At 64.3% G+C, this 27,000-nt stretch carries 25 protein-coding genes, 1 tRNA gene and 1 pseudogene; 12 read left to right on the forward strand and 15 right to left on the reverse strand.

What is annotated here, in order from left to right; translation table 11 throughout:
- The first annotated feature begins 1 nt into the window (after window position 1).
- Together C8J44_RS03330 and C8J44_RS03335 are read left to right on the forward strand one after the other, a co-directional pair.
- Window positions 2-679, forward strand: a complete 678-nt coding sequence (locus C8J44_RS03330) for a hypothetical protein (protein ID WP_121903817.1) — start codon at window positions 2-4, stop codon at window positions 677-679.
- A complete protein-coding gene (locus tag C8J44_RS03335) occupies window positions 667-1,443 on the forward strand; it encodes a hydrolase 1, exosortase A system-associated (RefSeq protein ID WP_121903336.1) in 777 nt (258 codons plus the stop codon). Before C8J44_RS03330 ends, C8J44_RS03335 begins: the two co-directional genes overlap by 13 nt.
- A gap of 109 nt (window positions 1,444-1,552) precedes the next feature.
- On the opposite strand, the gene trxB is transcribed toward C8J44_RS03335, so the two are convergent.
- Complete coding sequence (gene trxB / locus C8J44_RS03340) at window positions 1,553-2,521, reverse strand: thioredoxin-disulfide reductase (RefSeq protein WP_056048273.1); 969 nt, start codon at window positions 2,519-2,521, stop codon at window positions 1,553-1,555.
- Between the two features lie 126 nt (window positions 2,522-2,647).
- On the opposite strand from trxB, the gene C8J44_RS03345 reads away from it, so the two are divergent.
- Genes C8J44_RS03345 through fdhD form a run of 3 tightly spaced genes read left to right on the forward strand, consistent with a single transcriptional unit; the run spans window position 2,648 to window position 6,236 of the window.
- Complete coding sequence (locus C8J44_RS03345; protein WP_121903818.1) at window positions 2,648-4,936, forward strand: FdhF/YdeP family oxidoreductase; 2,289 nt, start codon at window positions 2,648-2,650, stop codon at window positions 4,934-4,936.
- Window positions 4,843-5,448, forward strand: coding sequence for a molybdenum cofactor guanylyltransferase (locus C8J44_RS03350; RefSeq protein WP_259466685.1), 606 nt, complete (start codon window positions 4,843-4,845; stop codon window positions 5,446-5,448). The genes C8J44_RS03345 and C8J44_RS03350 overlap by 94 nt, the downstream gene beginning before the upstream one ends.
- On the forward strand, window positions 5,445-6,236 hold the full coding sequence (gene fdhD / locus C8J44_RS03355) for a formate dehydrogenase accessory sulfurtransferase FdhD (protein WP_121903337.1): 792 nt from the start codon (window positions 5,445-5,447) through the stop codon (window positions 6,234-6,236). Before C8J44_RS03350 ends, fdhD begins: the two co-directional genes overlap by 4 nt.
- A 29-nt stretch (window positions 6,237-6,265) precedes the next feature.
- Here fdhD and C8J44_RS03360 read toward each other — a convergent pair whose 3' ends face one another.
- Both C8J44_RS03360 and C8J44_RS03365 read right to left on the reverse strand, forming a co-directional pair.
- The gene (locus tag C8J44_RS03360) at window positions 6,266-7,054 is read right to left on the reverse strand and encodes a formate/nitrite transporter family protein (protein WP_121903338.1); all 789 of its coding nucleotides are present in this window, start codon (window positions 7,052-7,054) and stop codon (window positions 6,266-6,268) included.
- Complete coding sequence (locus C8J44_RS03365) at window positions 7,051-9,423, reverse strand: FdhF/YdeP family oxidoreductase (protein ID WP_121903339.1); 2,373 nt, start codon at window positions 9,421-9,423, stop codon at window positions 7,051-7,053. The genes C8J44_RS03360 and C8J44_RS03365 overlap by 4 nt, the downstream gene beginning before the upstream one ends.
- A gap of 405 nt (window positions 9,424-9,828) precedes the next feature.
- Here C8J44_RS03365 and C8J44_RS03370 point away from each other — a divergent pair, with 405 nt between their 5' ends.
- Window positions 9,829-10,713, forward strand: coding sequence for a hypothetical protein (locus C8J44_RS03370; RefSeq protein ID WP_121903340.1), 885 nt, complete (start codon window positions 9,829-9,831; stop codon window positions 10,711-10,713).
- A 228-nt stretch (window positions 10,714-10,941) separates the two neighbouring features.
- Window positions 10,942-11,307: a hypothetical protein gene (locus C8J44_RS03375; protein WP_147453111.1), complete on the forward strand. Its 366-nt coding sequence runs from the start codon at window positions 10,942-10,944 to the stop codon at window positions 11,305-11,307.
- A 161-nt stretch (window positions 11,308-11,468) separates the two neighbouring features.
- Here the strand turns inward: C8J44_RS03375 and C8J44_RS03380 are convergent, their stop codons facing one another.
- Window positions 11,469-12,710 (reverse strand): phage integrase central domain-containing protein, encoded by a 1,242-nt coding sequence (locus tag C8J44_RS03380; RefSeq protein WP_121903342.1) that lies wholly within the window; start codon window positions 12,708-12,710, stop codon window positions 11,469-11,471.
- 25 nt (window positions 12,711-12,735) lie between these two features.
- On the opposite strand from C8J44_RS03380, the gene C8J44_RS03385 reads away from it, so the two are divergent.
- Window positions 12,736-13,293: a hypothetical protein gene (locus C8J44_RS03385; RefSeq protein WP_147453112.1), complete on the forward strand. Its 558-nt coding sequence runs from the start codon at window positions 12,736-12,738 to the stop codon at window positions 13,291-13,293.
- A gap of 243 nt (window positions 13,294-13,536) precedes the next feature.
- Here C8J44_RS03385 and C8J44_RS03390 read toward each other — a convergent pair whose 3' ends face one another.
- Complete coding sequence (locus C8J44_RS03390) at window positions 13,537-14,112, reverse strand: MEKHLA domain-containing protein (protein WP_121903344.1); 576 nt, start codon at window positions 14,110-14,112, stop codon at window positions 13,537-13,539.
- Window positions 14,113-14,575: 463 nt separating this feature from the next.
- Here C8J44_RS03390 and C8J44_RS03395 point away from each other — a divergent pair, with 463 nt between their 5' ends.
- A complete protein-coding gene (locus C8J44_RS03395; RefSeq protein ID WP_121903345.1) occupies window positions 14,576-15,037 on the forward strand; it encodes a PaaI family thioesterase in 462 nt (153 codons plus the stop codon).
- Window positions 15,038-15,355: 318 nt separating this feature from the next.
- Here the strand turns inward: C8J44_RS03395 and C8J44_RS03400 are convergent, their stop codons facing one another.
- From C8J44_RS03400 to C8J44_RS03420, 5 genes are all read right to left on the reverse strand, one after another.
- Window positions 15,356-16,153, reverse strand: coding sequence for a DNA adenine methylase (locus C8J44_RS03400; RefSeq protein ID WP_121903346.1), 798 nt, complete (start codon window positions 16,151-16,153; stop codon window positions 15,356-15,358).
- Window positions 16,154-16,524: 371 nt separating this feature from the next.
- Window positions 16,525-18,330, reverse strand: coding sequence for an SGNH/GDSL hydrolase family protein (locus tag C8J44_RS03405; protein WP_147453113.1), 1,806 nt, complete (start codon window positions 18,328-18,330; stop codon window positions 16,525-16,527).
- Window positions 18,331-18,343: 13 nt separating this feature from the next.
- Window positions 18,344-18,583: a hypothetical protein gene (locus tag C8J44_RS03410; protein WP_121903348.1), complete on the reverse strand. Its 240-nt coding sequence runs from the start codon at window positions 18,581-18,583 to the stop codon at window positions 18,344-18,346.
- Complete coding sequence (locus C8J44_RS03415; RefSeq protein WP_121903349.1) at window positions 18,570-18,986, reverse strand: hypothetical protein; 417 nt, start codon at window positions 18,984-18,986, stop codon at window positions 18,570-18,572. Before C8J44_RS03415 ends, C8J44_RS03410 begins: the two co-directional genes overlap by 14 nt.
- On the reverse strand, window positions 18,965-19,501 hold the full coding sequence (locus tag C8J44_RS03420; protein WP_259466686.1) for a glycoside hydrolase family 108 protein: 537 nt from the start codon (window positions 19,499-19,501) through the stop codon (window positions 18,965-18,967). Before C8J44_RS03420 ends, C8J44_RS03415 begins: the two co-directional genes overlap by 22 nt.
- 1,513 nt (window positions 19,502-21,014) lie before the next feature.
- Between C8J44_RS03420 and C8J44_RS18915 the strand changes: the two are divergent.
- Window positions 21,015-21,524 (forward strand): annotated as a pseudogene (locus tag C8J44_RS18915) (recombinase family protein); the annotation flags it as partial.
- Window positions 21,525-21,638: 114 nt separating this feature from the next.
- On the opposite strand, the gene C8J44_RS18685 reads toward C8J44_RS18915, so the two are convergent.
- From C8J44_RS18685 to C8J44_RS03445, 5 genes are all read right to left on the reverse strand, one after another.
- Window positions 21,639-21,992 (reverse strand): hypothetical protein, encoded by a 354-nt coding sequence (locus tag C8J44_RS18685; protein ID WP_259466687.1) that lies wholly within the window; start codon window positions 21,990-21,992, stop codon window positions 21,639-21,641.
- Between the two features lie 70 nt (window positions 21,993-22,062).
- Window positions 22,063-22,139 (reverse strand) — tRNA-Met (locus C8J44_RS03430).
- A 66-nt stretch (window positions 22,140-22,205) separates the two neighbouring features.
- The gene (locus C8J44_RS03435; RefSeq protein WP_121903350.1) at window positions 22,206-22,724 is read right to left on the reverse strand and encodes a 2'-5' RNA ligase family protein; all 519 of its coding nucleotides are present in this window, start codon (window positions 22,722-22,724) and stop codon (window positions 22,206-22,208) included.
- Between the two features lie 145 nt (window positions 22,725-22,869).
- Window positions 22,870-24,768 (reverse strand): potassium transporter Kup, encoded by a 1,899-nt coding sequence (locus C8J44_RS03440; protein WP_404969187.1) that lies wholly within the window; start codon window positions 24,766-24,768, stop codon window positions 22,870-22,872.
- Between the two features lie 287 nt (window positions 24,769-25,055).
- The gene (locus C8J44_RS03445) at window positions 25,056-25,496 is read right to left on the reverse strand and encodes an Lrp/AsnC family transcriptional regulator (protein ID WP_121903351.1); all 441 of its coding nucleotides are present in this window, start codon (window positions 25,494-25,496) and stop codon (window positions 25,056-25,058) included.
- 127 nt (window positions 25,497-25,623) lie between these two features.
- Here C8J44_RS03445 and ald point away from each other — a divergent pair, with 127 nt between their 5' ends.
- Window positions 25,624-26,730: an alanine dehydrogenase gene (gene ald, locus C8J44_RS03450; RefSeq protein WP_056048250.1), complete on the forward strand. Its 1,107-nt coding sequence runs from the start codon at window positions 25,624-25,626 to the stop codon at window positions 26,728-26,730.
- Between the two features lie 51 nt (window positions 26,731-26,781).
- Window positions 26,782-27,000 (forward strand): DUF3072 domain-containing protein, encoded by a 219-nt coding sequence (locus tag C8J44_RS03455; protein WP_056058060.1) that lies wholly within the window; start codon window positions 26,782-26,784, stop codon window positions 26,998-27,000.

Here is a 27,000-nt window from a genome sequence, read left to right on the forward strand (position 1 = left end):
GATGACCGGCATCCGCTTCGATACCTATGACTGGAGCGGCGGCCGCGAAGCGATGCTTCGGTTCGGCCCCGATGCCGGCCCGATCGTCATCGCCGCCCTCCCGCTGTTCGAGGAAGCGAACCGCACCCGCCAGTTCCTCGTCACGATTTTGCGCGCACTCGCAGTTCTTGGGATCGGCAGCGTGCTCCCCGATCTCCCCGGCACCGGCGAGAGCATCGTCGTCACCGGCGAAGCGCGACTCCGCGACCAGCGGACAGCCTATACCGAGATGGCTCAGCAACTTGGCCGGAACACTTACGGCATTTCGATAAGAAGCGGCGCGCTCTTAGATACCGACGCGGCCCTCGCCGGACGATGGCAGCTATCTCCGAAAACGGGCGAAGACCTGTTGCGTGAACTGGACCGCGCACGAATGGCCTCCCGCTCCGCTCGAGCCGACGAAACCGAATATGCCGGCAACACGCTGTCCCGCGAAATGCTGGCCGACCTCCGCGACGCCATACCCGTCGCTGGAACGGGTCCCCTGCGAGGTGTCAGGCTCGAATCCGACCCGCGCGAAGCAGACGTGAAATATGCTGCCTCACCCCTGTGGCGTCGGTCAGAGCCGGACAACGATACCGCGCTGGCTCAGATACTTGCAGACGACATCTCACACTGGATCGCATCGTGCGAAAGCTGATCGCGTTCGCTTGCGAAGGCAAAAGCCTTGCAGCAACGCTGGACGAGGCAGAGGGGTCTACAGGACTCCTCATTGTGTCCGGCGGCAATGAAGTCCGGAGCGGCGCACATCGCGGGATGGCGATGCTGGCCCATCGACTGGCCGCCGCTGGCATACCCGTGTTCCGTTACGACCGCCGCGGCGTGGGCGATTCGACGGGCGACAATAACGGCTTCCTCAGCGCCGAACCTGACCTGATCGCAGCAGCCGCTGCGTTCCGTCGCGCGGCACCGACGGTCAGCCGGTTGGTCGGTTTCGGCAATTGCGACGCGGCCAGCACGCTCGCGCTGTTCGGACGATCGGCGGGAATCGACCGGATCATCGTCGCAAACCCCTGGGTCGTGCAACCGATCGACGACCTCCCCCCCGCCGCCGCGATACAGGCCCGCTATCACAGCGCGCTGCGCGACCCCGTAACCTGGCGACGCGCGCTCAAAGGGCAGGTCAGCTTTGCCAAGCTTCTCAGAGGCTTGAAAAGGGTTTTTGCCGCCAAGACTGAAGAGCGTACTTCACTAGCGACCAACGTCTTGACCGCGCTTGACGGCTGGCACGACGACGCCGCCATCGTCCTTGCGACGGGCGACGCGACCGCGATCGCTTTTGCCGCACGGTATCGCGGTGGCGCGCAAGTGAAGCGGTTCGACACGACGTCACATAGCTTTGCCGGGACGGAGAACGCCGCAGCGCTCCACGCCGCGATCGTCGACGGGATGGCGCAGGAGTAGCTGGTCAGGTCCTGATAAACGCACGACCAGAGCCATAACCGCTATCGTTTGGAAACCTGGATCCTGACTTTCGTCAGGATGACGATGACGATGACGAAAGACGCGGGCGTTATTCCGCGGCTTCGGCCAGCTCCGCAAACTCGGCCGCCGCGAGGAACCGCTCGGCATCCAGCGCCGCCATGCAGCCCGTGCCCGCCGCCGTCACCGCCTGACGGTACACCTTGTCGGCGACATCGCCACACGCGAACACGCCCTCGACGCTGGTCCGGGTCGAACCGGTTTCGACCGAGATATACCCGTCCGAATCGAGATCGATGTGGCCGCGGAACAACTCCGTCGCCGGGTGATGCCCGATCGCCACGAACCCGCCATCGACCGCGAGCCGCGAGCGCTCGCCGGTCACCGTGTCCTCGAGCTCCAGCGCGACCAAACCCGCATTGCCGCCGCCGTCGACGAACTCGCGAACCTCCTTGTTCCAGAGCACCGTCACGCCCTTGTGTGCGAACAGGCGTTCCTGGAGGATCTTCTCCGAGCGCAGCGAGTCGCGGCGGTGGATCAGCGTCACGTCGGGCGAATGGTTGGTCAGGTACAGCGCCTCCTCGACCGCGGTGTTGCCGCCACCGATCACGGCGACCTTCTTGCCGCGGTAGAAGAACCCGTCGCAGGTCGCGCAGGCGCTGACGCCCTTGCCCTTCATCGGCTCCTCGCTGTCGATCCCGAGCCACTTGGCCTGCGCGCCGGTCGCGATCACCAGCGTGTCGCCCTCATACACGTCGCCGCTGTCGCCGATCAGGCGGAACGGGCGGCTGGTCAGGTCGACCTGCACGATCGTATCCCACATCATCCGCGTGCCGACATGCTCGGCCTGTGCCTGCATCTGCTCCATCAGCCACGGCCCCTGGATCACGTCCTTGAAGCCAGGATAATTCTCGACGTCGGTGGTCGTGGTCAGCTGGCCGCCGGGCTGGATACCCTGCACGACGATCGGCGCCATCCCGGCACGCGCGCCATAGATCGCGGCGGAGAGCCCGGCGGGGCCCGAGCCGAGGATAAGCATGCGGGTCGTGTGCGTCGTCATCGGAGTTCCTTGGAGATTCGAGACTGCATCTAGGGGATGCGCGTCCGGATTTGAACCGCCGGTAAATCTGTGCCGCCTGCATCGAAAGCTTTGCCACTGCGTTGGACGACAAAAGCGGAGATGAGCATGAGCGACGACCGGACCGTAGAGATCGAGGATTACACCGCACCAGCAGGCGGCTGGGGGTCGATGAAGTCGCTCGTCGAGATTTCCGCGCGCGAGAAGGTCGGGCCCGAGATCGTCCGCGAACTGGCGCGCCAGAACAAGCCCGACGGCTTTCAGTGCGTCAGCTGCGCGTGGGGCAAGCCGGCGCATCCGCATGTCGCCGAGTTCTGCGAGAACGGGGCGAAGGCGACCGCATGGGAGCTGACCTCGTTCCGCGTGACGCCCGCATTCTTCGAGCAGCATACGGTCAGCGAACTGATCGGCTGGAAGGATTTCGACCTCGAACAGGCCGGGCGGCTCACGCACCCGCTGAAATATGATGCCGCGACCGACAAGTACGCGGCATGCAGCTGGGACGAGGCGTTCGCCGGTATCGGCGCGAAGCTAAAGACGTATGATCCGACCAAGGTCATTTTCTACGCGTCGGGCCGCGCCAGCCTCGAGACGTCGTACATGTATAGCCTGCTCGCGCGGATGTATGGCAGCCAGAACCTGCCAGACAGCTCGAACATGTGCCACGAGACGACCTCGGTCGGGTTGAAGTCGGCGATCGGTTCGGCGGTCGGCACGATCCACCTGTCGGACTATGAGAAGTGCGACGCGATCTTCTACTTCGGGCAGAACCCTGGGGTGAACAGCCCGCGGTTCCTGCATCCGCTGCGGGATTGTGCGAAGCGCGGCGTCGAGATCGTCGTGTTCAACCCGCTCAAGGAGCGCGGGCTCGAGAAATTCCAGGACCCACAGAACCCGATCGAGATGGTGACGGGCAAGTCGACCCCGATCGCCTCGCAATATCACCAGCTGAAGACCGGCGGCGACGTCGGCGCGATCATGGGGATGTGCAAATATTTGATCGAGGCCGATGATAACGCCAAGCGGATCAATGGCCTGCCCGTGCTCGATCATGCGTTCCTTGCCGAGCACACGACCGGGTTCGAGGCGTTCGCCGAGGTCGCGCGTGCGACCGAATGGGCGACGATCGAGCATGAGAGCGGCCTGCCCCGCACGGAGATCGAGGCGGCGGCGAAGGTCTATGCCAAGTCGAAGGCGGTCATCGCGGTCTACGGCATGGGGCTGACGCAGCATGTCGGCGGGATCGACAACGTCCACATGGTGGTCAATTTGATGCTCCTGCGCGGCAATATCGGCAAGCCCGGCGCGGGCATGGGCCCGGTCCGTGGTCACTCGAACGTGCAGGGCCAGCGCACCGTGGGCATCACCGAGAAGCCCGAACTCGCGCCGCTCGACAAGCTTGCCGAGCAATATGGGTTCGAGCCGCCGCGCGAGAAGGGTTGGGATACGGTCGAGGCGTGTGAGGCGGTGCTCGATGGCAGCGCGCAGGCATTCGTCGGTCTTGGCGGCAACTTCGTCCGTGCGATCCCGGATCATGCGCGGATGGAGCCGAAATGGCGCGCGCTCGACCTCACGGTGCATATCGCGACCAAGCTCAACCGTTCGCACCTTTTGCCGGGTGAGACATCGTATCTGCTCCCCTGCCTCGGCCGGATCGAGACCGACATGCAGGGCACCGGGCCGCAGAGCGTTTCGATCGAGGATTCGTTCAGTCAGATCTACGGGTCGAAGGGCAAGGCGACACCGGCTTCCGAGACGTTGCTGTCCGAGCCTGCGATCGTCGCGGGGATCGCCAAGGCGACGCTGGCGCCCAATCCGAAGCTCGATTGGGATGCGTGGGTGCGTGATTACGCACGCGTTCGCGACGCGATCGAGGTGACGTATCCGGACCTGTTCAAGAACTTCAACGACCAGATGTTCACGCCCGGCGGATTCTGGAAGGGCGTGCCCGCGGCCCACCGCGAGTGGAAGACCGAGAGCGGCAAGGCGGAGATCAACGTCCCGCAGTCGCTGAACGTGACCGGGTTCGAGGAGGCGGAGGGCCGCTTCCGGCTGATGACGCTGCGCTCGAACGACCAGTTCAACACGACCGTCTACGGCTATCACGACCGTTTCCGCGGCGTGAAGGGCACGCGCGACATCGTGTTCATGAACCGCAGCGACATGATCCGGATGGGGATCACCGATGGCGACGACGTCGATCTCGTGGGTGACGCAGGCGACAATTCGGATCGCCGCCTGAACAAGTTGCGCGTGGTCGAATATGCGATCCCCGATGGCTGCCTCGGCGCCTATTATCCCGAGTGCAATCTGCTCATACCGGTTGCTCACCACGCCCGCGAAAGCCATGTTCCGGCAGCGAAATCGGTGCCGGTTCGGATCGAGAAGGCGCGCTGACCAAAGCGCATGTTCTCGGTGTCGTCCTGGCGGGCGGGCGATCGTCGCGGTTCGGATCGGACAAGGCGATGGCGGTGCTACACGGCCGCACCTTGGCCGACCGCACCCGCACCCTGTTGTTGCCCCATGTCGAAAGCGTCGTGATTGCCGGACGTAATGGGGCGATACCAGACCTGCCGAGCCCGGATATCGGGCCGTTGGGGGGTATCGCCGGCGCACTCGATCATGCGGCCTCGCACGGGTTCACGTCGGTCATGACGATCGCGTGTGACATGCCGTGGTTGCCGGAAGGGTTGCTCGCGGCACTATCCGATCATGCTCCGGCGTATTGCCCCGATGCGCCGGTCCTCGGACATTGGCAGACCGGTTCGCTTGGAAAACTGTTGACGCATATCGAGACCGTGCCGCGGCGATCGGTGCGCGGTTGGGCAGAAGCGATCGGCGCTATCGCGATTCCGGCGGGTTCGCCTATCCCGAACGTCAACACGCCACAGGACCTCAAAACCTTATGACCACGTCGCGCACGCAAGCGATCAAGATCCTGCGGGCTGATTCGATCACGGCTGGTGAGCGCCCTATCGCGATCGAGGTCCCTGTCGCGATTGAGATCGACGGGCTCGGCTATGCAGTGATGATGATGACGCCGGCGGACCTCGCCGAATTCACGACCGGCTTCCTGCTGACCGAGCGGCTCGCGGACAGCGCCGACGACGTGCGCGACATCGATATCTTCGAGGCGGAGGCGGGGTGGATCGTTCGCGTCGGGCTGTCAGATCGCTGCAAGGGCCGCATCCACGACCGCGTCCGCCATCGGACCAGCGACACGAGTTGCGGGCTATGCGGGATCTCCGGGCTCGAACAGCTCCGCAAACCGGTCCCGAGGACGCCGTCAAAGCCCGACACACCTGTAGACGCACTGTTCACCGCGTTGGGCGGGTTGCGCGCCCACCAGCCTCTCAACGCAGCGACAGGGGCAATCCACGCCGCTGCTGCCTGCGACCGCGAAGGTCGGATCGTCGCGGCGTATGAAGACGTCGGCCGTCACAATGCACTCGACAAGCTCGTCGGCGGCATCGCGATCACGAGGCAGCCTATCGATGGCTTCATCCTCGTCACCTCGCGGATCAGCTTCGAGATGGTCGACAAGGCACTGATTGCCGGTGCGCCGATGCTGGTGGGCATCTCGGCGCCCACCAGCCTGGCGATCGATCATGCGCGCGAGCACGGCCTGACGCTGCTCGCGCTGGCGCGCAGCGATGCGATCCTGGTGGTCAACGATCCATGGAAGATCTTCGACTAGCCGCAGACGGTGCGGCTAGTCGAGGCGTCTCACTTGGTGGCCTGCACCACATCGGTTCTGGCCGCGGCGAGATAACCACCGACGACGAACACGAGCCCGCCGATGATGTTGCCGAGGCTGACGATCGCGAGATTACGGATCATCCCGAAGATATCGATCGACGCATGCGGCACGAGCAGCCCCAGCGTCAGCGCGGTCATGTTGGCCACCGAATGCTCAAACCCGGCGGCGACGAACGCGAGCAGGATCCACGCCATGCCTATGCACTTGGCGGCATCGCCGGTCATCCGTGCGGCTGTCCAGATCGCCAGACAGACGAGCCAGTTGCACAGGATCGCGCGCGCTAGCAGCGCAGTCGCGTCGACCGACACCTTGTGCTGGACGTAGGCGTGGAACATCGTGTCGGCATTCGCATAGATCGCACCGCCGCCGCCCGCCGCGAAGATGAACGACAGGATCACGCCGCCAACGAGGTTGCCGATCCAGACGACGACGATCAGCTTCAACGCGTCGGCAATGCTGACGGTGCGCTTCGCCAGGCCGAAGCCGAGATACATCACGTAGCCCGTGAAGAGTTCAGCGCCGGCGAACACCGTCAGGATCAGCCCGAGCCCGAAGGTCGCGCCCATCACCAAGGGTCGCACGCCGGGTTCGAGGCCCGACCCCGTGCTGAGCGCAAGGATCATCGCGATACCGATATACGTGCCCGCGAGGATCGCGCCTGCAAAGAACCCGACGGGAGAGCGTCGCAGTGCCTCCGCCTTGGTCGCCGCGAGGGTCGCATAGGTGTCGATCGTCGACGAATAGCCGGTGCTCATGCGTGAACTTTGCTTTCTTGGCCGACGATCCCGGCACGCACCACGCCGCGATCCGAACCCATGTCGGCGGCGGCGGGACGGACGGTCACCGGGATGGATTTGTAGGACGGGGTGAAGCTTTGCGGGTCGTGATCCTCGAGCGCGATCAACGGCTGCGTCTCGGGGTAGTAGGAGGCGACGCAGCCGTCGGGCAGCGCGTACCGTACCAGCATCAGCTTCTGGACGACGCGATCGGGCCGCGCGAACTGGAGCGCGGTGGCGATGTCGACGACGTCGCCTTCCTTGTGCCCGAGCCGTGCCATGTCGCGCTCGTTCATGAACAGGATGTCGCGACGCCCAAACACGCCGCGGTAGCGATCGTCGAGGCTGTAGACGGTGGTGTTGTACTGGTCGTGCGCGCGCAGCGTGGTGAGGCGCAGCACGGTCGGATCGCCTGCGCTCTCGTCCTCCTCGACGCCCTTGGCGACGATGAAGTTCGCCTTGCCGCTGTCCGTCTTCCACTCGCGCATCGCCGCCGAGTTCGGCAAGTGGAACCCGCCCGGCTTGCGGATACGTGCGTTATAGTCGGCGAACGCGGGGAACACCGCCTCGATCTTGTCGCGGATCAGACTGTAGTCGCCGACATAGGCGTCCCAGTCGATCTCGACCGGCGCGCGGCCCTTGGCGGCGAAGGTCGCCTTGGCGATCTCGCCGACGATCCAGATCTCCGACTTCACGTTGTCGCCCGGCGGCATCAGGAAGCCGCGCGAGGCGTGGACCATCGACATCGAATCCTCGACCGTGACCGACTGCTGGCCGGTCGCCTGCATGTCCAGTTCGGTTCGGCCGAGGCATGGCAGGACATAGGTGGCCTTCGCCATCAGCAACTGCGTGCGATTGAGCTTGGTGGTGATGTGGACCGCGAGATCGAGGTTGCGGAAGCCCTCCGCGCACGCCTGCGGATCGGACGAGGCGATGGCGAGGTTACCGCCGAGGCAGACGATCGCCTTGGCATGGCCGTCGCGCATCGCCGCGATGCTCTCGACCACCGAATGGCCGTGGTCGCGCGGCGGCTCGAACCCGAACACGTCGCGCATGTTGTCGAGCAGCAAGGGCATCGGGCGCTCGGTGATGCCGACGGTGCGGTCGCCCTGGACGTTGCTGTGACCACGCAAGGGGCAGATGCCCGCGCCCGGCTTGCCCATGTTGCCGCGCAGGAGAAGGAGGTTGGCGATCTGCTGGACGTTGGTCGTGCCGGTGCGGTGCTGGGTGACGCCCATGCCGTAGCAGCAGATCGTCGACTTCGACTTCGAATAGGCGAGCGCGACTTCGTCTAGATCGGTGCGCGAAAGGCCGCTGGAGCGCTCGATATCCGCCCATTCGGTGGTGGCGAGATCGGCGATATAGTCGTCGAGTCCCGCGGTATGCTCAGCGATGAACGCGTGATCGAGCGCGGGTTCGCCACCCGACACCTTGGCAGCCTCGTCGAGCGCGACCAGCGCCTTGGCGATGCCCTTCAGCGCGGCCGCGTCGCCGCCGACCTTCACCTGGTAATAGCTGCTCGCGATCGGGGTTGCCGACATCGTCGCCATCTCGACCACCGACTGCGGCGATTCGAAGCGTTCGAGCGAGCGTTCCTTGAGCGGGTTGAAGACGATGATCTTGCCGCCGCGCTTCGACACTTCGCGCAGCGTCGCCATCATCCGCGGATGGTTGGTGCCGGGGTTGTGGCCGATCGACAGGATCAGGTCGGCGTGGTCGAAATCCTCGAGGCTGACGGTGCCCTTGCCGATGCCGATCGACTTCGGCAGGCCGACCGAGGTCGCCTCGTGGCACATGTTCGAGCAGTCGGGAAAGTTGTTGGTGCCGTAGAGCCGCACGAACAGCTGGAACAGGAACGCCGCCTCGTTCGAGCAGCGGCCCGAGGTGTAGAACTCGGCCTGGTTGGGATCGGGGACCGCGGCGAGGCCCGCGCCGATCTCGCGCATCGCGTCCGCCCAGCTCACGACCTCATAGCGATCGGTGGCGGCGTTGTAGCGGAGCGGCTCGGTGACGCGGCCCTGGTCCTCGATCCAGTGATCGCTCTGCTGCCAGATGTCGGACACGCTGTGCGCGGCGAAGAAGTCGGCGCCGATCGTCTTGGCGGTGGACTCCCAGGCGACGGCCTTCGCGCCGTTCTCGCAGAATTCGAAGGAGGAGGTGTGCTTCGGGTCGGGCCATGCGCAACTCGGGCAATCGAAGCCATCGGGCTGGTTCGACTTGAGCAGCGTCTGGCCGCCGCGCACGACGATCTGCTGCGCCTTGAGCGAGACGGCCACCGCCTTCAGCGCGCCCCAGCCACCAGCCGGACCCGTGTAATCGGCAATCCCATCAGGGCGTTTGTCACGCATGCTCGTCTCTCCCGTAAGGCCGGACCGACGCGAACACCAAATACGCAGCACGACGCCTGACCATTAACCCAAGGCAATAGAACGGCATTTTGCGATTGCGAAGACGAGTTTCCCGCACTTGGTGATCGCTTGCGTATGTCGCGGGAGCGGGACCATGAGCGCCGTGCGCCAAGTCTGAAATGGTAGCGAAGGACCGCGACCAACGTAGCCGCCGCAGGCGATCTCTCATCGTCTGAAGACATCTTACAGCACTGAATATCCGCCCAACGCCCTCTCCCGGGCGCGAGCCCCTCCGCGACCAGCGCTGACCTGAAACCACCGCCCTACCCACGCAAGCGCGGCTGAACACACCGATTCAGCTGGCGCTTTCGTGCGCCCATCGACTTCCCATCGGGAGCCGACACGATGTCGCTTACCTTCTCTTCCACACCTACGCTTCGCGGCTTCGGCCAGATCGCGGGCACCATCGCCAAAGCCGCGGACGGATCCGTCCGTGATCGCGGACCCGACGCGCAGGTTCGCCGCGGATGCGTCGACGAGGCCGCTCCGGCGGCACAGCCGTGGGACCGCAACCGGTTCGGGTCGACCGCTGAACGGATCTCGACCGTTGAATCGCTGGTTGCGCTCGCGAAGGAGCTGCAGGCGGCACATGCCGCGGAATTCCCGCGGGGCAGGAAGCTACAGCTCGAGCGCGATCACGAGGCGCTGTCGGCGGAACTGAAGGAACTGATGGGGCGCCCCGTCGCGGATCGTCCAGTCGGCCGCCCCGCCACCATCCGGATCGCGCTGGACGCGATCGAGGTCGACCTCAAGAAGCATTCGCTCGGGATCACCCGCACCGACGTCGCTGTGTACGAAGCGGTTTTCAACTTCCTGTGTTTCGCGGGTTCGGGACGCTGGTTTCCGTCTTGGGCGAAGATCTCGGTGGCCGCACGATGCTGCGAGAAAAGCGTCGGCCGAGCGTTACGCCGCCTCGGGCATCACGGACTGCTGGCATGGATCAGCCGCAGCACTACCAAGTCACGGCGTAGCGATCCCGCGGCAAAGCAGCGAGTGCAAACCAGCCACGCATATTTCCTCGATCTGAAGAAGCGGATGGCCGAACGCGTCTACCAACGCTTCATACAGCTACGCGAGTGCCGGGTACGCCGGTTCGGACGATCGGCCGCCGCTGAGCCTGTCCAGGCGCCACCGCCGCCTCCGAGCAAGGACGTCGCCGAACAACGCCGTTCGATCGCCAGCCTTGGCGCTTCCCTCTTTGGTTCAGACGGACATCTTGGCCGAGTATGAAGCATCTAGGTCTATAGATCAGAAGGAACGTCTCCGCTGAACGCGGAGCCGGCGCCAGTTTGATTTCCCCCAAGGCCGAAACGGCATGCCTCAAGGACCCGACCGCCAAGACCCGGCTGTCGGAGCGAGGCGGCTTGCGCCGCCCCGGGCTGTCGATGGGGGAAGTGTGCGAGATCCGTTGTTCTTTTCTTGCGTCGCGCACGCGGCGCGGTCGAAGCAGAGACCCATATGACGCCGCTCGATCGAATTACCGACTGCCGTTTCGACCGCACACGCCAGTGGGCGGCACGACTGGCGATCTGTCGCTTCGTCAGCGGTCGCGGTGACGCAACCCACCCCGCATGGCGAATTGGATCCAACGCCCCGCTCGGCTCGATCGCGGCCGACGACTGGGAGGCGTTCGAACATGAGCCATGTCAATTCTGCGGTGCGCCTGGCGCCGACATTCTCGGCGGTGACGCCGGCGGGGTCGGCATGGAATATTGCCGCGCTTGCGGGAACGACTGGATCGTCGGCGATTACGACTGGCGAAACCTCGCCGACTGTCTGCGGTACCGCGAGGATCTAGCGGCCGGCCTCGTTGCCCACGTATGACCGATCGGGAAATCAGCGAAGCTTACCTCAGCGCGCACTTGGCTTGCGACGTTTACGATCTGGAGCGTGAAATGCGACGTCGAGGTCAGATATCCGATGACGAATGGCAGCGGCTCCAAAGCCGCCGATCCCGCGACCTCGCAATGTGCCGACCAGGATGCTCAGCCGGCCGCTGCTCGAGGTGACGCGGTCGGGGCGGCCGGCGCCAACAGATCCGCCCACTCCTGGAACAGATCGCGCAGGCGCTGGAGGCGCTCGCTCCGATCGTAGGCCGCTTTGACCTTGTCCTTCGGCGTGTGCGCCAGCGCCCGCTCGATATCGGCGCCGTCGGATCCCCGCTCGTTCATCACCGTCGAGAACGACGCGCGCCAGCCGTGCGGGACATGGCGCCCCTCGAATCCCGCGCGATCGTACATTGCGCCGATCGACTTCTCACCGATCATCCGCCCGGCGCCAGTCGAAAAGATGAGCGCTTTAATTTCCGCCTCATCATTTGCGGCGTCCAAACTTAACGCGCGGACCTCGCGCAGCAGCGCGACCGCCTGGCGCGACAGCGGCACAGCATGGTCGTTCTTCGCATCGAGCTTCTTCGCTGCCGCCAGCTTCATCCGCGCGGCCGGTACCCGCCAAAGCGGCGCGGCCCCGTCGAGATCCTCGATCTCCTCCCAACGCGCGCCTCGTACCGCGGCGAAGCGGACCGCGGTCAGCGCCAGGAATCGCGACGCGTGTTTCACCACTCGCGCGACGTCGACCAGCTCGGCCGCCGCGAGCAGCGCGCGCGCATCCTCGATCTCGAGCAACGCGGGATGATGCTGTGCCGGCGCCGGCGGGGTGAGCGCGCGGCTGACGATCGCCGCGGGATCCTGGTCGACCAGGTCCTCCGCCATCGCATAGGCGAATACGGCCGAGATCCGCTGGCGGACGCGGCTGGCCGTGACCAGGCTGCCGCGCTCCTCGATGACGCGCAGCGCGTTCAGGATCACCGGCACGGTGACGGCGCCGATCGGCATCGCGCCGATCGCCGGAAACACGTCGCGCTCGAGGCTCGCGAGGACGTCGCCGGCATGCACGACCGTCCAGCGCCGGCGCATGTGCGCGTACCACTGGCGCGCGACGTTTTCGAAAGCACGAGCCCGGCCGGTTTGCGCAAGTTCGCAAGTCCGAGGATCCTCGCCGCGGCCGAGCTGCTCGCGCACTTGGTCGCACCGGGCCCGGGCAGCGTCTAGCGACACTTCGGGAACGGCTCCGATCGTCAGCAGCTGCTCCTTGCCGCCGAAGCGGTACTTCATCCGGAACGACTTCCGGCCGGTCGGCGCGACGTAGAGGTGCAGGCCGCCCTGGTCGAACAGCTTGAAGGCGGCCTCTTTCGGCCGCGCGGCTTTCACCGCGGCGTTGGTCAGCATAGGAATGTCCTAAGTGGAGGAAATTATGCAGTGGTGGATAGAAACGGCTGGCAAACTAGCGCCCGCGTTCATTGCACTGTTGGTGCTGGCGACGACCCGAACCCAAAACCGGTCGATTAATGCCGTAAGTCTTCGTGCTGCTCAGGTAGAGGACCAAAAACTCCGGCTTGCTCTACTCGAGCGTCGCCTTGAAGCGATCGACGCAATTCGAACGGCCGTTGGTCATTATCAGGCAACGGGAGAGCTAACCGGCGAGGCACGCGGCAAGCTTATCGACGCACTTCGTGTGGCCGAGGTTGTCTTCGCAGAGGAAGACGAAAAAGCGATCAGCGAAATCATTCTAATGGGCTGGCGCTGGAGCACGCTTAATGGTCGATTGGAGAGACGCAATAACGATGACCAGCGAAACGCTCTCATCGACCAGCTGGTCGAGCTCGATGGGCAGTTCGGCGACAAAATTATGAAGTTATTGCCGAAATTGATTGCCGCTACCCGGGTGCAGGATGTTCCGCCCCTCCAGCTGTCTCATCCGAATAAGTGGAATGGCCTTACACCTCTGAAACGACGCTTCCGTAAGAGATAGCGGCGGATATCCTATCCGCCGCCACCACGCCTTTCAGCGGGTTTGGGCGCAGGCCGTACCCCGATTTCGGGTCATCGATACCCCGGCCGCTTTCGCCCAGACCCGGACGCTCAGGATAGCGATCCGGACTCTCGAGAACGACCATTCGTTCAGCACGATCGGCGGAATGAATGTCCCGCTATGCAGTCCAGATCGAGATCGGGCACGGTTTAACCGGCACATCCAGCCCCAGGTCGGATAGCGTCAGCAATCTGGCTGGTATGATGTGGTCGCGAGGTTAGTTTGACTCACTCGACCAAGGGGCGAAAAGGTTGCAGCTTGTCCATGCGTTGACCCATCGCGGTCGGTTAACTGCCAAATGCAACCGTCATCAATCGAGAATTTGCGACCGGACTTCGCTATCCTTACGCCGCAATATCCAGAGTAATGTCCGTCTTTTTTGACCTTATCCAGCAGGATCTGTCGATCCGCACGATTGATCGGCTCTGCGGATAGGCGTGATGGTAGCGATGTAAACTCGCTCCATCCGTAACCGAAACAGCGCTGAGCTGCGATATTGGCGTAAATGAAAACGGGATCGGGATCGGCGTTGTGAGCGACAACAGCAAACGGTGCTTGATGATAAAGCCAATGTTCATCGCAGTTATCAGGAAATAGGGCATCGCCCACGATGCGGCGGTAACTTCCGACCAATAGCTCGAAGAACGGCTTATCGAGGTAGATTTGGCCGGTCGGTCGAGCGGGGGGCGAACCTGAAGCCTCCCCTGCTTCGATTTTCCGACCCTTGTGAGCCTCGATGTTCTGGAAAATGCCGGTCATTTCGGAAGCACTTCTTTCGAACGTTGCGGGAGAAGACGGATTGGGCTTGGGGCGGGAGCACGAAGCACGCTTCTACAGGGCAATCACGCCGCCCGCATCTGGCCGAATCGGTACTTTATCGTAGGGTTCGACCGCTTCGACTGGCCTCGCCAGCTGAATGAGCCGAACATCGACAGAGCTAGCGGTTCGCAGTGATGGGCGAATGGCCACAGCCGGCAATGCACGACTGAAAGCCGGCCGTCTGCTACCCGCGTCATTCCCCATTCGCCGGATATCCCCTCCGCCTCCGCCGCGATTTTGCGGGTTCTGCGCGCGTCGTGCGTGCCGAGGCGGCCGAACTTCGCGATAAGGTACCGATTCGGCCAGATGCGAGCGGTGTGATTACCCTGTAGAAGCACCGCATCCGTACAGATTGCGGTTATTCAAAAGCCTGCCTCCAAGCTCGAAACGAGGATGTCCGCGTATGAACGTCTTGACCGATCACGCCGAACTTGATGGGCATGACCAGCTCGCAGCCTTGATGGCAGCCAATGTTCACCCGCCGATCCACGAGACGCTGGATATCGTTTTGGTCGAACTCGAGCGTGGCCGTGTGGTGTTCGAGGGTTCGCCGTCGGGCAAGGTCTACAACCCGATCGGATCGGTGCATGGCGGCTATGCGGCGACATTGCTCGACAGCGCCTGCGGCGCCGCGGTCCATTCCAGCCTGCCTGCTGGTCAGGGTTTTACGACGTTGGAACTCAAGGTGTCGTATCACCGGGCGCTGAGCGAGGCGAGCGGACCAGTGCGTGCCGAGGGCAAGGTGGTTTCGCTAGGGCGCCGTGCGGCTTTTTCCGAAGCTCGACTGCTGGATGCACAGGGACGACTATGCGCATCGGCGACATCGACCCTGCTGATCTTCCCTATGGCGGCTTCCGCCACGTGACCCGATCGAGCAGCAGGCTATGCTCGCACGCGACTATGGCCTGCCTGCCCGATAAATTGATATCGGGTAGCAGACCGTAACCGCAGTTGACCGTCGTTTTCGAGAAAGGCGGCAGCGTCCCGCGATGGTAGCGATCGCGATACCCCCGCCCGGAAGCGGCCGTTCCGCTTTCCTTGCCATTCCGGACATTCCCGAACGGCGGATATTCCCTCCGCCGCAGTCACGCATTTCTGCGGATTTTACGCGGCATGTACCCCGGTTTGGGGCAAGTGATACCCCGGCCCAAACCGCAGGATAGCTACTTGAAAGCACGAAGTTTCAAGCCGTTGCGTTCCGGATGATCAGCTCGGTGACCTTCTTCCCCCGGCTGGCCGCGGCCGACGACAACGTCCAGGTCGTCTCGACCTCGGCGATCGCAAAGCGTGCGAACGTCTCGCGGATGAACGGCGTGTCGTTGATCGACAGGATGAACTGCCCGCGGATCCCCGCGAGCTGCTCTGCCATCGCCTGATACTGCTCGCGGCCGAAGTCGATCCCGTATCCGGTCGTCTCGTCATAAGGCGGGTCGAGGAAGAACAGCGTGCCGGCACCGTCGTAGCGTCGGATGACATCGGCATAGTCCAGCTGCTCGATCGTGACCGGCTCGAGGCGATCGCGCAGCAGCTTCAGCTCCGCGCGCAGCTTGCCAAGGTTGATCCGGGATTCCTGATCGCGGCGTACGCCGAAGGTCCGGCCGACAACGCGGCCGCCGAAGGCCAGGCGCTGGAGATACAGGAAACGCACGGCGCGCTCGATATCGGTGAGCAGCCGAGGATCCATCGCATTCTGGCGATCGAACTCGGCGCGGCTGGCGATCAGCCAGCGCAGCTCGTCGACGAAGGGCTCGTAGTGCCGTCGGATAACGCGGAACAGGTTGGCGACGTCGCCGGAGAAGTCGTTGATCACTTCCACCGGCGCCGACGTCGGCCGGCGGAGGAAGACGCCGCCCATGCCGACGAACGGCTCGACATAGGCGCGATGGGGTGTTGCCTCGATCAGAGCGCAAAGGCGCTTCGCCAGGTTACGCTTCCCGCCCAGGTAAGCCGCGGGAGGGCAAGCGGTCTTGGTTGTATGCATGGTGGAGGTGGAGCCTTCATGACGAGGCACGGGCTACGCGCGCCATGATGGCCGCCGATCGACATGATCGACGGAGTCCCGGCCAGCTGGCCGCGGGATGGTTAGTGCGACGATCGTCGCGAAACTGGTGTGTGGAGAATCGCTGCGCGACCAACCGTCCGGACGGACCGGGTGGTTAGCCGCGCAGGATCCCAGGGAACTACGCCCCGCGTATTTCCCCGAAGGGTCTTCTATTCCGCGGGCCACCCGGCGAACCGGAACCCGGGATCATTCCGCGCGCGCGGGCCAGTCCTTGCGGCTAAGCTTGGATCGGCGATCGCAGCTATGTCAGATCAGCAAACTGCCGTCTATCGCGCGGCCCGTTCTGGCGTTCAGTAAGGCGACGCGGGCAGTCGGTTGACGACGAGACGCTTGATCCTGATCGACGTTGCTCCAGCTGCCGCGGCTTGCGCCGCGATGCCGCGCAGACCGATCGACATGAACGCTTTTGTCGTCATGGCCGGCGAGATCTGGATAACGCGGGTCCGCTCGAAGAGAACGTAGTCCTCGTCCGGACCCACCGTCGACGCGCCGTTGTTCATGTCCTGCGTCGGCTGACCGACCTGTACGCCGCTGCTGTTCGTGCCGTTGACCGAAACCTCGAGCTGGATGGCTCTCAGGTTGGCCGCGCCAGTGACCTCGATCTCGGCATACGCCTCGATAAAATCACCCGGCGACCAGTTCGCCAGGGCGATGTCGCTCACCAGGCGGACCGCGTCGTTTGCTGCCAGAAACTTCGGCGACAGAATGACATTGCTGCCGATCCCCGACGCGTCTGCCACGACCGAGGTTGTCATGGTCGCACCGCCGGCGGTGACCGCATTGCAGCTCCCGGGCATCACGCTGCCAGCCGCCACTGTCGATGCAACCATCGTGATCGAGCCGGACGCCGTTGCAGCGTTGCTCAACACATATTCGCCGGCGCCTCCGTTCGCCGGACGCGAAAGGATCGTCGTATTCGCCGGGATGCCGGTTCCGGTGACCGGAACGCCGATCGGGAGCCCCGCCGCCAGGGTTACGACAACGGTCGCGCTACCGCTCGTCGTCGTCGCCGGCGCAGACACGGTCCCCAGGGCACCGCCGCTCGCGACCGCGAACACCGGATTGCTGGCCAGCTGCAGGCGCCCTGCTGCCGGGAGCGTGACGTTGTCGCGGGTCGGAACGGTGAAATACGGCGCGGGGACGATCTGGGCGAGCTTCGCCCGAAGACTCTTGCCGGCGTAGTAAGAGCCGCGGGCGTTGAGGTGCGTTCCATCCTCGCTGAACTTGGCCTTGAACTGCGGGATGGCCGCAGCCGGATCGACCAGCACGATCGCGCGCATGTCGTGATAATAGACGTTCGGCGTCGCATTCGCGTAAGCGATGACCATCGCGTTATAGAGACGGGCGTTCTGCGCTTGGGTGGCGTCGTAACCGTTGGCGCCGACTTCAAGCTCTATCAGGACCTGGGCGCCGGACGCGAGGAACGCGTCGGCCGCTTGCTTCACATCTGCAAAGGTCTGCGCGACAACTTGCCCCGAGCCAATGACAGCTCCGGAAACCGCATGCGTATAGGTTGCCGCCCCGCCGGTCTGCGCGAAGTTGTTGGCGCCGAAATAGATGCGCACCGTGCCCATGCCGGCCGCTACGATCGCCGGAACACGGGCAAGCCCCTGGTCGGTACGGTCCCCGGCTACGCTGAAGGACTGGCCGACGAGATAGTTTGCGCCGGCCAGGTCGTTCGCCCAGTTCAGGGGCGACAGCGCTCCGCGGTTGGCCTGCGCGGGGTCGAGATAGTCGGCCGCGCCGCGGCTGTCCGCCCAATCGGCAATGTAGAACAGCGGCTTGGTCGGCGGAGCGATACCGCTGCCGATCGGCGTCCCGATCGATGCGAGGACGCCTGCCGCTGCCCCGACCATTACGACGCTATAGGGCAGGAACACCCGCCGCATGGCACCGCTGGCGCCATGCTGGATCACCACCTCGGTCAGCATGCCAGGATCGAGCGGCCCGCCGACCGAAAGCTCACCGGCCTCAGCAGAGTTAGCAGCGGCCGCGACGCCCGAACGAACCGCAGCCGAAGCCACGGCGTCCGCAACCGACACGCGCTCTGGCGCACGATCCGGGAAGCGGCCGTCCCAAAGTAGAATGCTCTTCATGGCGTGTTCCTTGTCAATTTGCCGCGGGGCAGTCGGCGGGCGCGGCGCCGGTCGACAGGATTGCGGAGGCGCAGCGCCGCTCGAGCTTCACGGCCGCGGCGCGCGTGTTGCCCCGCCACACCGCGCCGATCGCCTCGGCCAGGCGCTCGTAGACTTCGGCGAGGATCCCCTTGTCGATCGTCACCAGCTCGCCGGTCGGCTTCGCGGCGAGCGGTTTCAGCCGCTCGGTGCGGGTCAGTTCAGCGGGCAGCATCGGCAGCTTCGGCCGCTCGATTCGAGCGATCGATGCCGGCGTTGATGCTGTCGCGCAGGCGGTCGACAGGAGCGGCAGGCACAGCAGCAGCATCAGCTGCGGACGAAGCATCGTTGAGCGCATTTCGGAGATCCTCGATCGTGGACTGGACGTAGGCGTCGGTCTGCGCGTCGATCCGGACGGTGCGCGCGGCGATGGCCTGGGTGACGGAGGTTGCGGCGCGTTCGTCCGTCCGTGCCTCGGTGATGCGCTCGGCGTGGGCCTTTTCCGCTTTCGCGGTCACCTTGGCGGCGCCGGCGGTCTCTCCGCCCCGCCTGATCATCGCGACGCCGGCGACGATCGCCAGGGCGATGACGATCGCGACGATGATGCGGATCCGCGTCACGACGTCACCGCCGAGCATTTACGGCGATCAACGTTGCCGACGCGGTGCGCGATCCAGCCCTTGTAGAAGACCTTCAGCTTCGGGTTCACGCGGACGAGCCGCGCGTATTCCGTCCCCTGGGCAGCATCGAGGTTGTTCAGCGTGGCGACGCAGAGGTTGCCGGCGCCGAGCGCTCCCTGGCACGCACGATAGGCCGCAATCGTGCCAGGACCGACGCGACCGTCCGTTACCAGCTTGGCGTTGCACAGGATGTTGATCGACTGCTGGAACCATGTCGACGGACGCGCCGGCCCCATGTTCACGGTCGTATCGAACAGCTCCTCCGCGACCGCGGCGTCGACCGGCACGAGCGCTGCGTAACCTGGCTGCACAAGATACCGGCGGTAGTAGATGCTCTCGGCCACCTCGCGCGGCAGCGTGCGCATCGGGCCGACGTAGCCGTTCTGCACAGCGACCGCCTTCGTGATGCCCATATGCGTTTCACCGCCGGGATCGTTCGGGTGGTTCACATAGCCACCCTCAACGGCGATCACGCTGGCGATCATTGCCAGGGCGGCCGCGGCGATGCCGCCTGCAGCCTTCGGCGCGACCTTGCCGCTGATCGACTTCCACAGGCTCTGTCGTTCGGCCGCAGGCTTCTGCGGGATCAATCGGGCGACGATCGTCGCCATGAACAGGATCGTCGGCACGGCGTGCGCGATCGATTCCGGGAAAACGCCGCGTAGCTCGTCGGGAAGCCCGTTCCAGATCTGGAGCAGGGTGTCGGGGGCGGCCGCGGCGAAGGCGGTGAGCAGGGCACCGAGCGCAGACATCTGTATCGTACTTGCGGAGCCAGATCGCAGCACTCACCGTCCCAGGCGGAGGGTTCAAAGCCTGCACACCGACGCGAACATATTGGTCCGCTATGTTGCCATTCCCGCCCTTCCCGCGGGTTTGTTGCGAAGGGGTGGCGCCTAGGAACTGACCCGCCGAGTTGAAATAAACGAAGTAAGCATCGATCGCGCAACGGTGCGAATTGGCAAAGACATAGAACTGGTAATTCTTCCCAGCGTCGGCCGGAAACTTGGCGCTCTGCCAATCGCAATACGCCCCGTTACCTCCCGGCGTCCCCTGCACAATAGAAAGGACGTGCTCTCCGGGCGGGTGGTAGGACTCTCCCGCAGCATCCGTGCCGGCGCTAACGACGCCGCCACCTTGCTGAGCGAACGACCAGCCGTCGGTCGACACAATCGTGCTGTTAGCGAGGAGGTTCGAACTCCCCACGCGCGCCGACAGGGTGCTGACCGTCTGCGCCAATGCTCCGACCTTCGCGTCGGCGATCGCCGTTGCGCGGTCGTTGGCACGCGCCAGCAAATTGCTGTCCGCCCCGCCCTGCACCTGAGCTTCCAGGGAGGCCGTTCGCTGAGCAGTAGCATAACGGTTCGGCAGATCCGCAAGCGTGTCTTCGGTCTGCTTTACGCGAGCGGAGACGAGCGGCAGATCGACGGATGCCTTCTGGGCCTTGATCTCGCCATCGGTCGCGGGGCGCGCGCCGCACTTCAGCCAGTGGATCGTCTTGGCCGAGGTGGCACCGAACGCTGACCAATTGGCCATAGCGTACAGGGTGGCCTGTCCTACGGACTCGGACTTCACCAGAAGCGACCAGTTGCGGATGCCCGGTCCACCGACCCCGACGACGCCCTCATTGTCAGGTGTCGTAGAAAAATTCAGCGACGGAAGGCCATCGATGTACGCGCCCGCTCCTTGGTAGTTGCCGGTGGAGCACCACACCGACGCCTCGATTACCCAATAGCCTTTGGCGACGAACACGGCGGTGGCGAGCCCTGCATCGTTACCGTCCGCACCACTGGTACGCGCGGGACGGCGGGCGCTCTGTTCCTGAAGGATCTCGGCGAGAAGATTCGGCGCGGACAGCGCGGCAGCGTGTCGCGTGGGCGGATCCCCGGCGGGCTTTGCTATGGCTACGATGTCGTTCGCGAGTTGAACGATAAGGGCGAACTGGAGGCCGGCCGCCGGCGAATCAATCTCGACCAGGCTGAAGTCGTCGTGCGGATTCTCACCGAATACGTCGCCGGCCGAAGCCCGAAGCTGATCGCGCATGGCCTGAACCTCGACGGCATCGTCGCCGCGCGCGGCGGTGAGTGGCGCGCCAACGCGATCGTGGGGAACAAGGCGCGTATGATCGGGATCCTGCACAATCCGATCTACGTCGGCCGCTTCGCTTATAATCGCGTCCGGATGCTCACGGATCCGGAGAGCCGCAACCGCGTCTCGCGACCGAACGCAGCCAGCGATCTGCAATTCGCCGAGCTGCCCGAGCTGCGAATCGTGACAGACGAACTTTGGGAGGCGGCACAGGAAGCCCGTGAGCAACGCGGGAACGGCAAGCTGGTCCATCGTCGCCGGCCGAAGCACCTGCTGTCAGGACTGGTGCGCTGCGGGCTCTGTGACGGTTCCTACACGGTCATCTCGGATAACCGGATGGGGTGCGCTCGGCATCGCGAGGCCGGCACGTGCTCCAACGCCCGGCGGATCGAGCGGACCGAGCTCCAGCGTCGGGTGATCTCTGGCTTGGAGGATCAGCTGCTATCGCCAGAGGCGGTGTCGCTGCTGGTCCGCGAATATCACGTCGCGCGAGAGAAGCAGGTTCGCGAAGGCGCGAAGACCCGCCTAGCGCTCGAGCGCCGGCTGCGTACCGCCGAGGCAGCGATCGCAAGGCTTGTGGCGGCGATCGCCGACGGAGCGGCTGACTTTTCGGACATCAAGGCGGCGCTCGCCGAGAAGACCGCAGAGCGAGATGCGGCAAGGGCCAGCCTTGGTGAGGAGGATGCGGTGCCGGTGATCGCGCTGCATCCCCGGATCGCTGAAGCATATCGCGCGAGGATCCGCGGCCTTTCTGAATCGATCGGCCGTGGCGAAGCAGCTGGCGACCCGGTCGTCGCGCAAATCCGTGAATTGATCCAAGTGGTTTACGTAAAGCCGCTGGACGATGGCAATGAAGTCGAGGTCATTCCCTCGCTTCAATCAGCGGTCGCATTTGCGACTGGTTCTAAATCGAACACCACAAGGAGGAGGTCTCCTGTGGCGGATATGATGGTAGCGAAGGAGGGACTTGAACCCCCGACCCCAGGATTATGATTCCCGTGCTCTAACCAACTGAGCTACTTCGCCGTACCGTCCGTCAGGGAAGCGTTCTTCCCTGCGAGGCGCGGCCTATAGGAAGCGGTTTCGAGGCGGTCAAGCGAACATGTGCCGGGAAATCGCTTCCCATGGTCCGCCGCGATACCACCACGCGCCCAGACCGGCGATTTCGACGTCCTTGGGCGCGAAATCGCGCTGCAGATTGCCGAGCAGAAGCTTGGCCACCTGCGGGCTGACCTTGTTCTGGATCGTGACGTGCGGACGCCAGCCGCCGGCATCCTGCGGGGTGAGCATGCCGGTGAACGCGTCGGCGAGGCGCGCTCGGATACCGACGAGCTCGGGGGACTCGATCCGGTAGGCAACACCCCGCCCTAGCGATATCAGCCCGCCCACACGGGCCTGTGGGGCACGGATGCCGCGCGTTTCCTGGTTGAGGCGGTGCTTGAGCTCGTCGAGGCCCGAGGGCGGCAGGTGGTGGAACAGCGTCAGGTGCGCGTCGAGCTGGTTGCGTTCGGGCGGAAAATGCTCGCGGCGCATCGCGTCGAAGAACGCGGTGTCCTGGCGGCCGAACAGGGCGGTGACGATGATCGGTGCTACTTCGGTCGGACCCGTCATCAGAAAGACACCTCCCCGGCGAAGGCCGGGATCCAGTTGGGAAACGTCGATGACGGACGTTGCGCTTCGTTACTGCAACCTTTCCGACTGGACCGCGGCCTCCGCCGGGGCGGTGCGACTTTGGCGGAGCGTATGGGGTAGATCATCAAATCTCGACCTGGCTGCCTAGCTCGACGACGCGGTTGGTCGGCAGGCGGAAGAACTCCATCGCGCTTTCCGCGTTGCGCAGCATCCACGCGAACAGCTTTTCGCGCCAGATCATCATGCCGGGCTTGTCCGACGCGAGCAGCGTCTGGCGCGACAGGAAAAAACTGGTGTCCATCATCTTGAAGTCCGCACCGCAATTATGGACCTGCCGCAGCGCCGCGGGCACGTCGGCGTCTTCCATGAAGCCGTAGCGCAGCACGAGACGATGGAAGCCGTCGCCAAGCTCCTCGCGCACCGCGCGGTCGTTGGCGGGCCAGTAGGGCTGGCCGACGATCTTGACGGTAAGCAGGATGACGCGCTCGTGCAGTACCTTGTTGTGCTTGAGGTTGTGCAGCAGCGCGTGCGGCACGCCGTCCGCGGTCGAGGTCATGAATACCGCGGTCCCCGGCACGCGCGATGCCGAACTCGCGGCCGAGCCGATGAACACCTTTATCGGCATCGCCGCCTCGTGCATTCGGTCGATCATCAGCTGCCGCCCCTTCGACCAGGTCGTCAGGAAGGTGAAGATGATGAACCCGACCAGCAGCGGGAACCAGCCGCCGGCGGGAACCTTGGTCAGGTTGGCCGCGAAATAGGCGCCGTCGACGGTGAAGAAGATCGCCAGCAGCGGGATCGCCGCGATCTTCGGCCAGTTCCAGAGCCTGAACAGCACGACGCCGAGCAGGCACGTGTCGATGAACATCGCGCCGGTCACCGCAATTCCGTACGCGCTCGTCAGGTTCGACGAGGTGCGGAAGAACAGCACGAGCAGGATCACCATCACCATCAGCGCGCCGTTGACGAGCGGGATGTAGATCTGGCCCGCGGTCGAGGCGCTGGTGTGCTCGATGCGCAGGCGCGGGATGAAGCCGAGCTGGATCGCCTGCTGTGTTACCGAGAACGCGCCGGAGATCACCGCCTGCGAGGCGATCACCGCGGCCATCGTCGCGAGGATGACGAGCGGAAGCTGGAGGCTTTCGGGGGCAAGGTTGTAGAACGGGCTGACGAGCGCCTCGCGACCATCGCGGAAAAGTAGCGCGCCCTGCCCCATATAATTGAGGATCAGTGCCGGGAGCACGAAGAACAGCCACGACAGTCCGATCGGCTTGCGGCCGAAATGCCCCATGTCCGCGTACAGCGCTTCCGCGCCGGTGACCGCGAGGACGACCGATCCGAGTGCCAGGAAGGCTCGCTCGGGATCGATGATGAAGAACTCGACGGCGTAGTGCGGCGACAGCGCCCACAGCACCTCGGGGGTCTGGACGATGCTGAGAATGCCGAGCACCGCGATGACGCTGAAATACACCAGCATGATCGGCCCGAACACGAGGCCGATGCGTGCGGTACCACTCTTCTGCACCCAGAACAGCGCGATCAGGATGACGATCACGATCGGCAGCACGAGTCCGCCGAATGCGGGCGCGGCGACGGCGAGGCCCTCAACCGCGGACAACACCGAGACCGCGGGCGTGATCATGCTGTCGCCGTAGAACAAGGCCGTCGCGAACACGCCGAGCAAGATGATGCCCTTGCTCCACCGCTTGGTCTTGGTCTTGCCCGAGACGAGTGCGAGCAGCGCGAGGCTGCCGCCTTCGCCCTTGTTGTCGGCGCGCATGATGATGATGACGTACTTGACCGTCACGACGATCATCATCGACCAGAACATCAGGCTGATGACGCCCATGATGTGCGCCGCGTCGAGCGCGAGCTTGTGGTGGCCGGCGAAGGTCTCGCGGAAGGCGTAGAGCGGGCTGGTGCCGATATCGCCGAAGACGATGCCGATCGCACCGAAGGCGAGCTTCAGCATGCCGTCGGAATTGTGATGCCCCGTCTCGAGATCGAGATTGGCGGGTGGCACGGTCGAAGCCGCGGCGGTCTGATCGACGCTCACTGGACGGTGAATCGACCCGGAAGTGCAGCAATCTTCATCGAATTTCCGATTTCACCCTGTGCCCCAAGCCGGCGCATTTAGCATGCGGGCCGGAAGGCGGCAACGGCGGGGCTGGCAACGTGGATTAACCGCGCCTGATCGGACCAGCGGGTAAGGGCATAACGCCCCCGCTTCCGTTCTCCTGCGAACGCAGGAGTCCAGGGTCACGGGCGCCGTCTTTTCTGGCCCTGGATTCCTGCGTTCGCAGGAAAACACTAGCGCCTGATCACCTCTCGGATCACGAAATGCGACGCCAGCCGTGTTACCCCCGGCAATTGCGACAGCGTCTCGCGGTGGATGCGCTCGAACGTCTCGCCGTGGCGGATCTCGACGTGGAGCATGTAGTCCGCCTCTCCGCTCATCAGGAAGCATTGCACGACCTGCGGACACTCGACGATCACCGCCTCGAACGCCGCCATCGTCTCCTTGCGCTGATCCCGCAGCGTGACGTTGACGAGCACGATGCTCGGATCACCGCGCGCTGCCTGCGACAGCACAGCACGGTAACCGACGATCGCGCCGCTCTCCCGAAGTTGCGCGACACGGCGATGCGCGGCGCTCGCCGAAAGGCCGACAGCGTCGCCAAGCTCGGCGCTGGTGAGGTCGGAATTGGCGGCGAGCAGGTCCAGAATCCTGCGTTCGATCGTGATGCTCAAGATTATCCCGTTTCGGCAACAATGGATGCAATGATCTTGCAGATGCGGTATCGCACCGAGACCAGTTTGCGAACCCTTCCCGTCCAAGGCGCGCTACTATCGCGCAAACGATAATGGAGTGGAATCAATGCGCGTCGGTGTCCCCAAGGAAATCAAGAACCACGAATATCGCGTCGGCCTGACCCCGCCGTCGGTCGCCGAACTGGTCGCCGCCGGTCACGAGGTCGTCGTCGAGACGCAGGCCGGCTCGGGCATCGATTTCGAGGACCAGGACTATGTCGACGCAGGTGCGACGATCCTGCCGACCGCCGCCGCCGTATTCGCCGGCGCCGACATGATCGTGAAGGTCAAGGAGCCGCAGCCGAGCGAGATCGCGATGCTCGAACCGCGCCATCTGCTATTCACCTACCTCCACCTCGCCGCCGACAAGCCGCAGGCCGAGGGGCTGATGAAGTCCGGCGCGACCTGCATCGCGTACGAGACCGTCACCGACAATCGCCGCGGGCTGCCGTTGCTGAAGCCGATGTCCGAGGTCGCGGGCCGCATGTCGGTGCAGGTCGGCGCGCATTATCTCGAGAAGGAGCAGGGCGGACGCGGCGTGCTGCTCGGCGGCGTCCCCGGTGTCGCGCCGGCGAAGGTCGCGATCCTCGGTGGCGGCGTCTCGGGCGTCAACGCAGCGCAGATGGCGGTCGGCATGCGCGCCGACGTGACGATCTACGATATCTCGAACGATCGCTTGGCCGAACTCGACATGTTCTTCTCCAGCCAGATCAAGACGGCATATGCGTCTAAGGCTGCAATCGCGGCAGCGGTGAAGAATGCGCATCTGGTGATCGGCGCGGTGCTGGTGCCGGGCGCCGCTGCGCCGAAGCTCGTCACACGCGAGATGCTGAAGACGATGAAGCGCGGCTCGGTGCTGGTCGACATCGCGATCGACCAGGGTGGGTGCTTCGAGACGTCGCACGCCACGACGCACGAGGATCCGGTGTTCGAGGTCGATGGCGTGATCCATTACTGCGTCGCCAACATGCCCGGCGCAGTCGCGCGCACCTCGGCGTTCGCGCTGAACAATGCGACGCTGCCGTTCGCGCTAAAGCTCGCGAACCTCGGCGCAGAGGCCGCGATGAAGGCGGACCCGCACCTCGCCAACGGGCTGAACGTCTACAAGGGCAAGATCGCGTACAAGGCGGTCGCCGATGATCTAGGTTTACCTTACGAAGCTTGGGCCGGCTGACTCGGGAACGGATACGGAACATGGGTGTTGGACAGGGGAAAGGAATTTCCAATGTCCGACACCCCGAACCCCAAGTCCGAACCATTCTCGAACGCCGAGAAGGACCCGGACGACTGGACCACCGGCGACGAGAAGATGACCGGTGCACAGGCGAGCTACCTCAAGACGCTGTCCGAGGAAGCGCACGAGGAATTCGACGAGACGCTGACCAAGGCGGATGCGTCGAAGAAGATCGACGAATTGCAGTCGAAGACCGGACGCGGGCAGTAA

This window comes from Sphingomonas sp. PP-CE-3A-406 (assembly GCF_003688625.1).
Taxonomy (GTDB): domain Bacteria; phylum Pseudomonadota; class Alphaproteobacteria; order Sphingomonadales; family Sphingomonadaceae; genus Sphingomonas.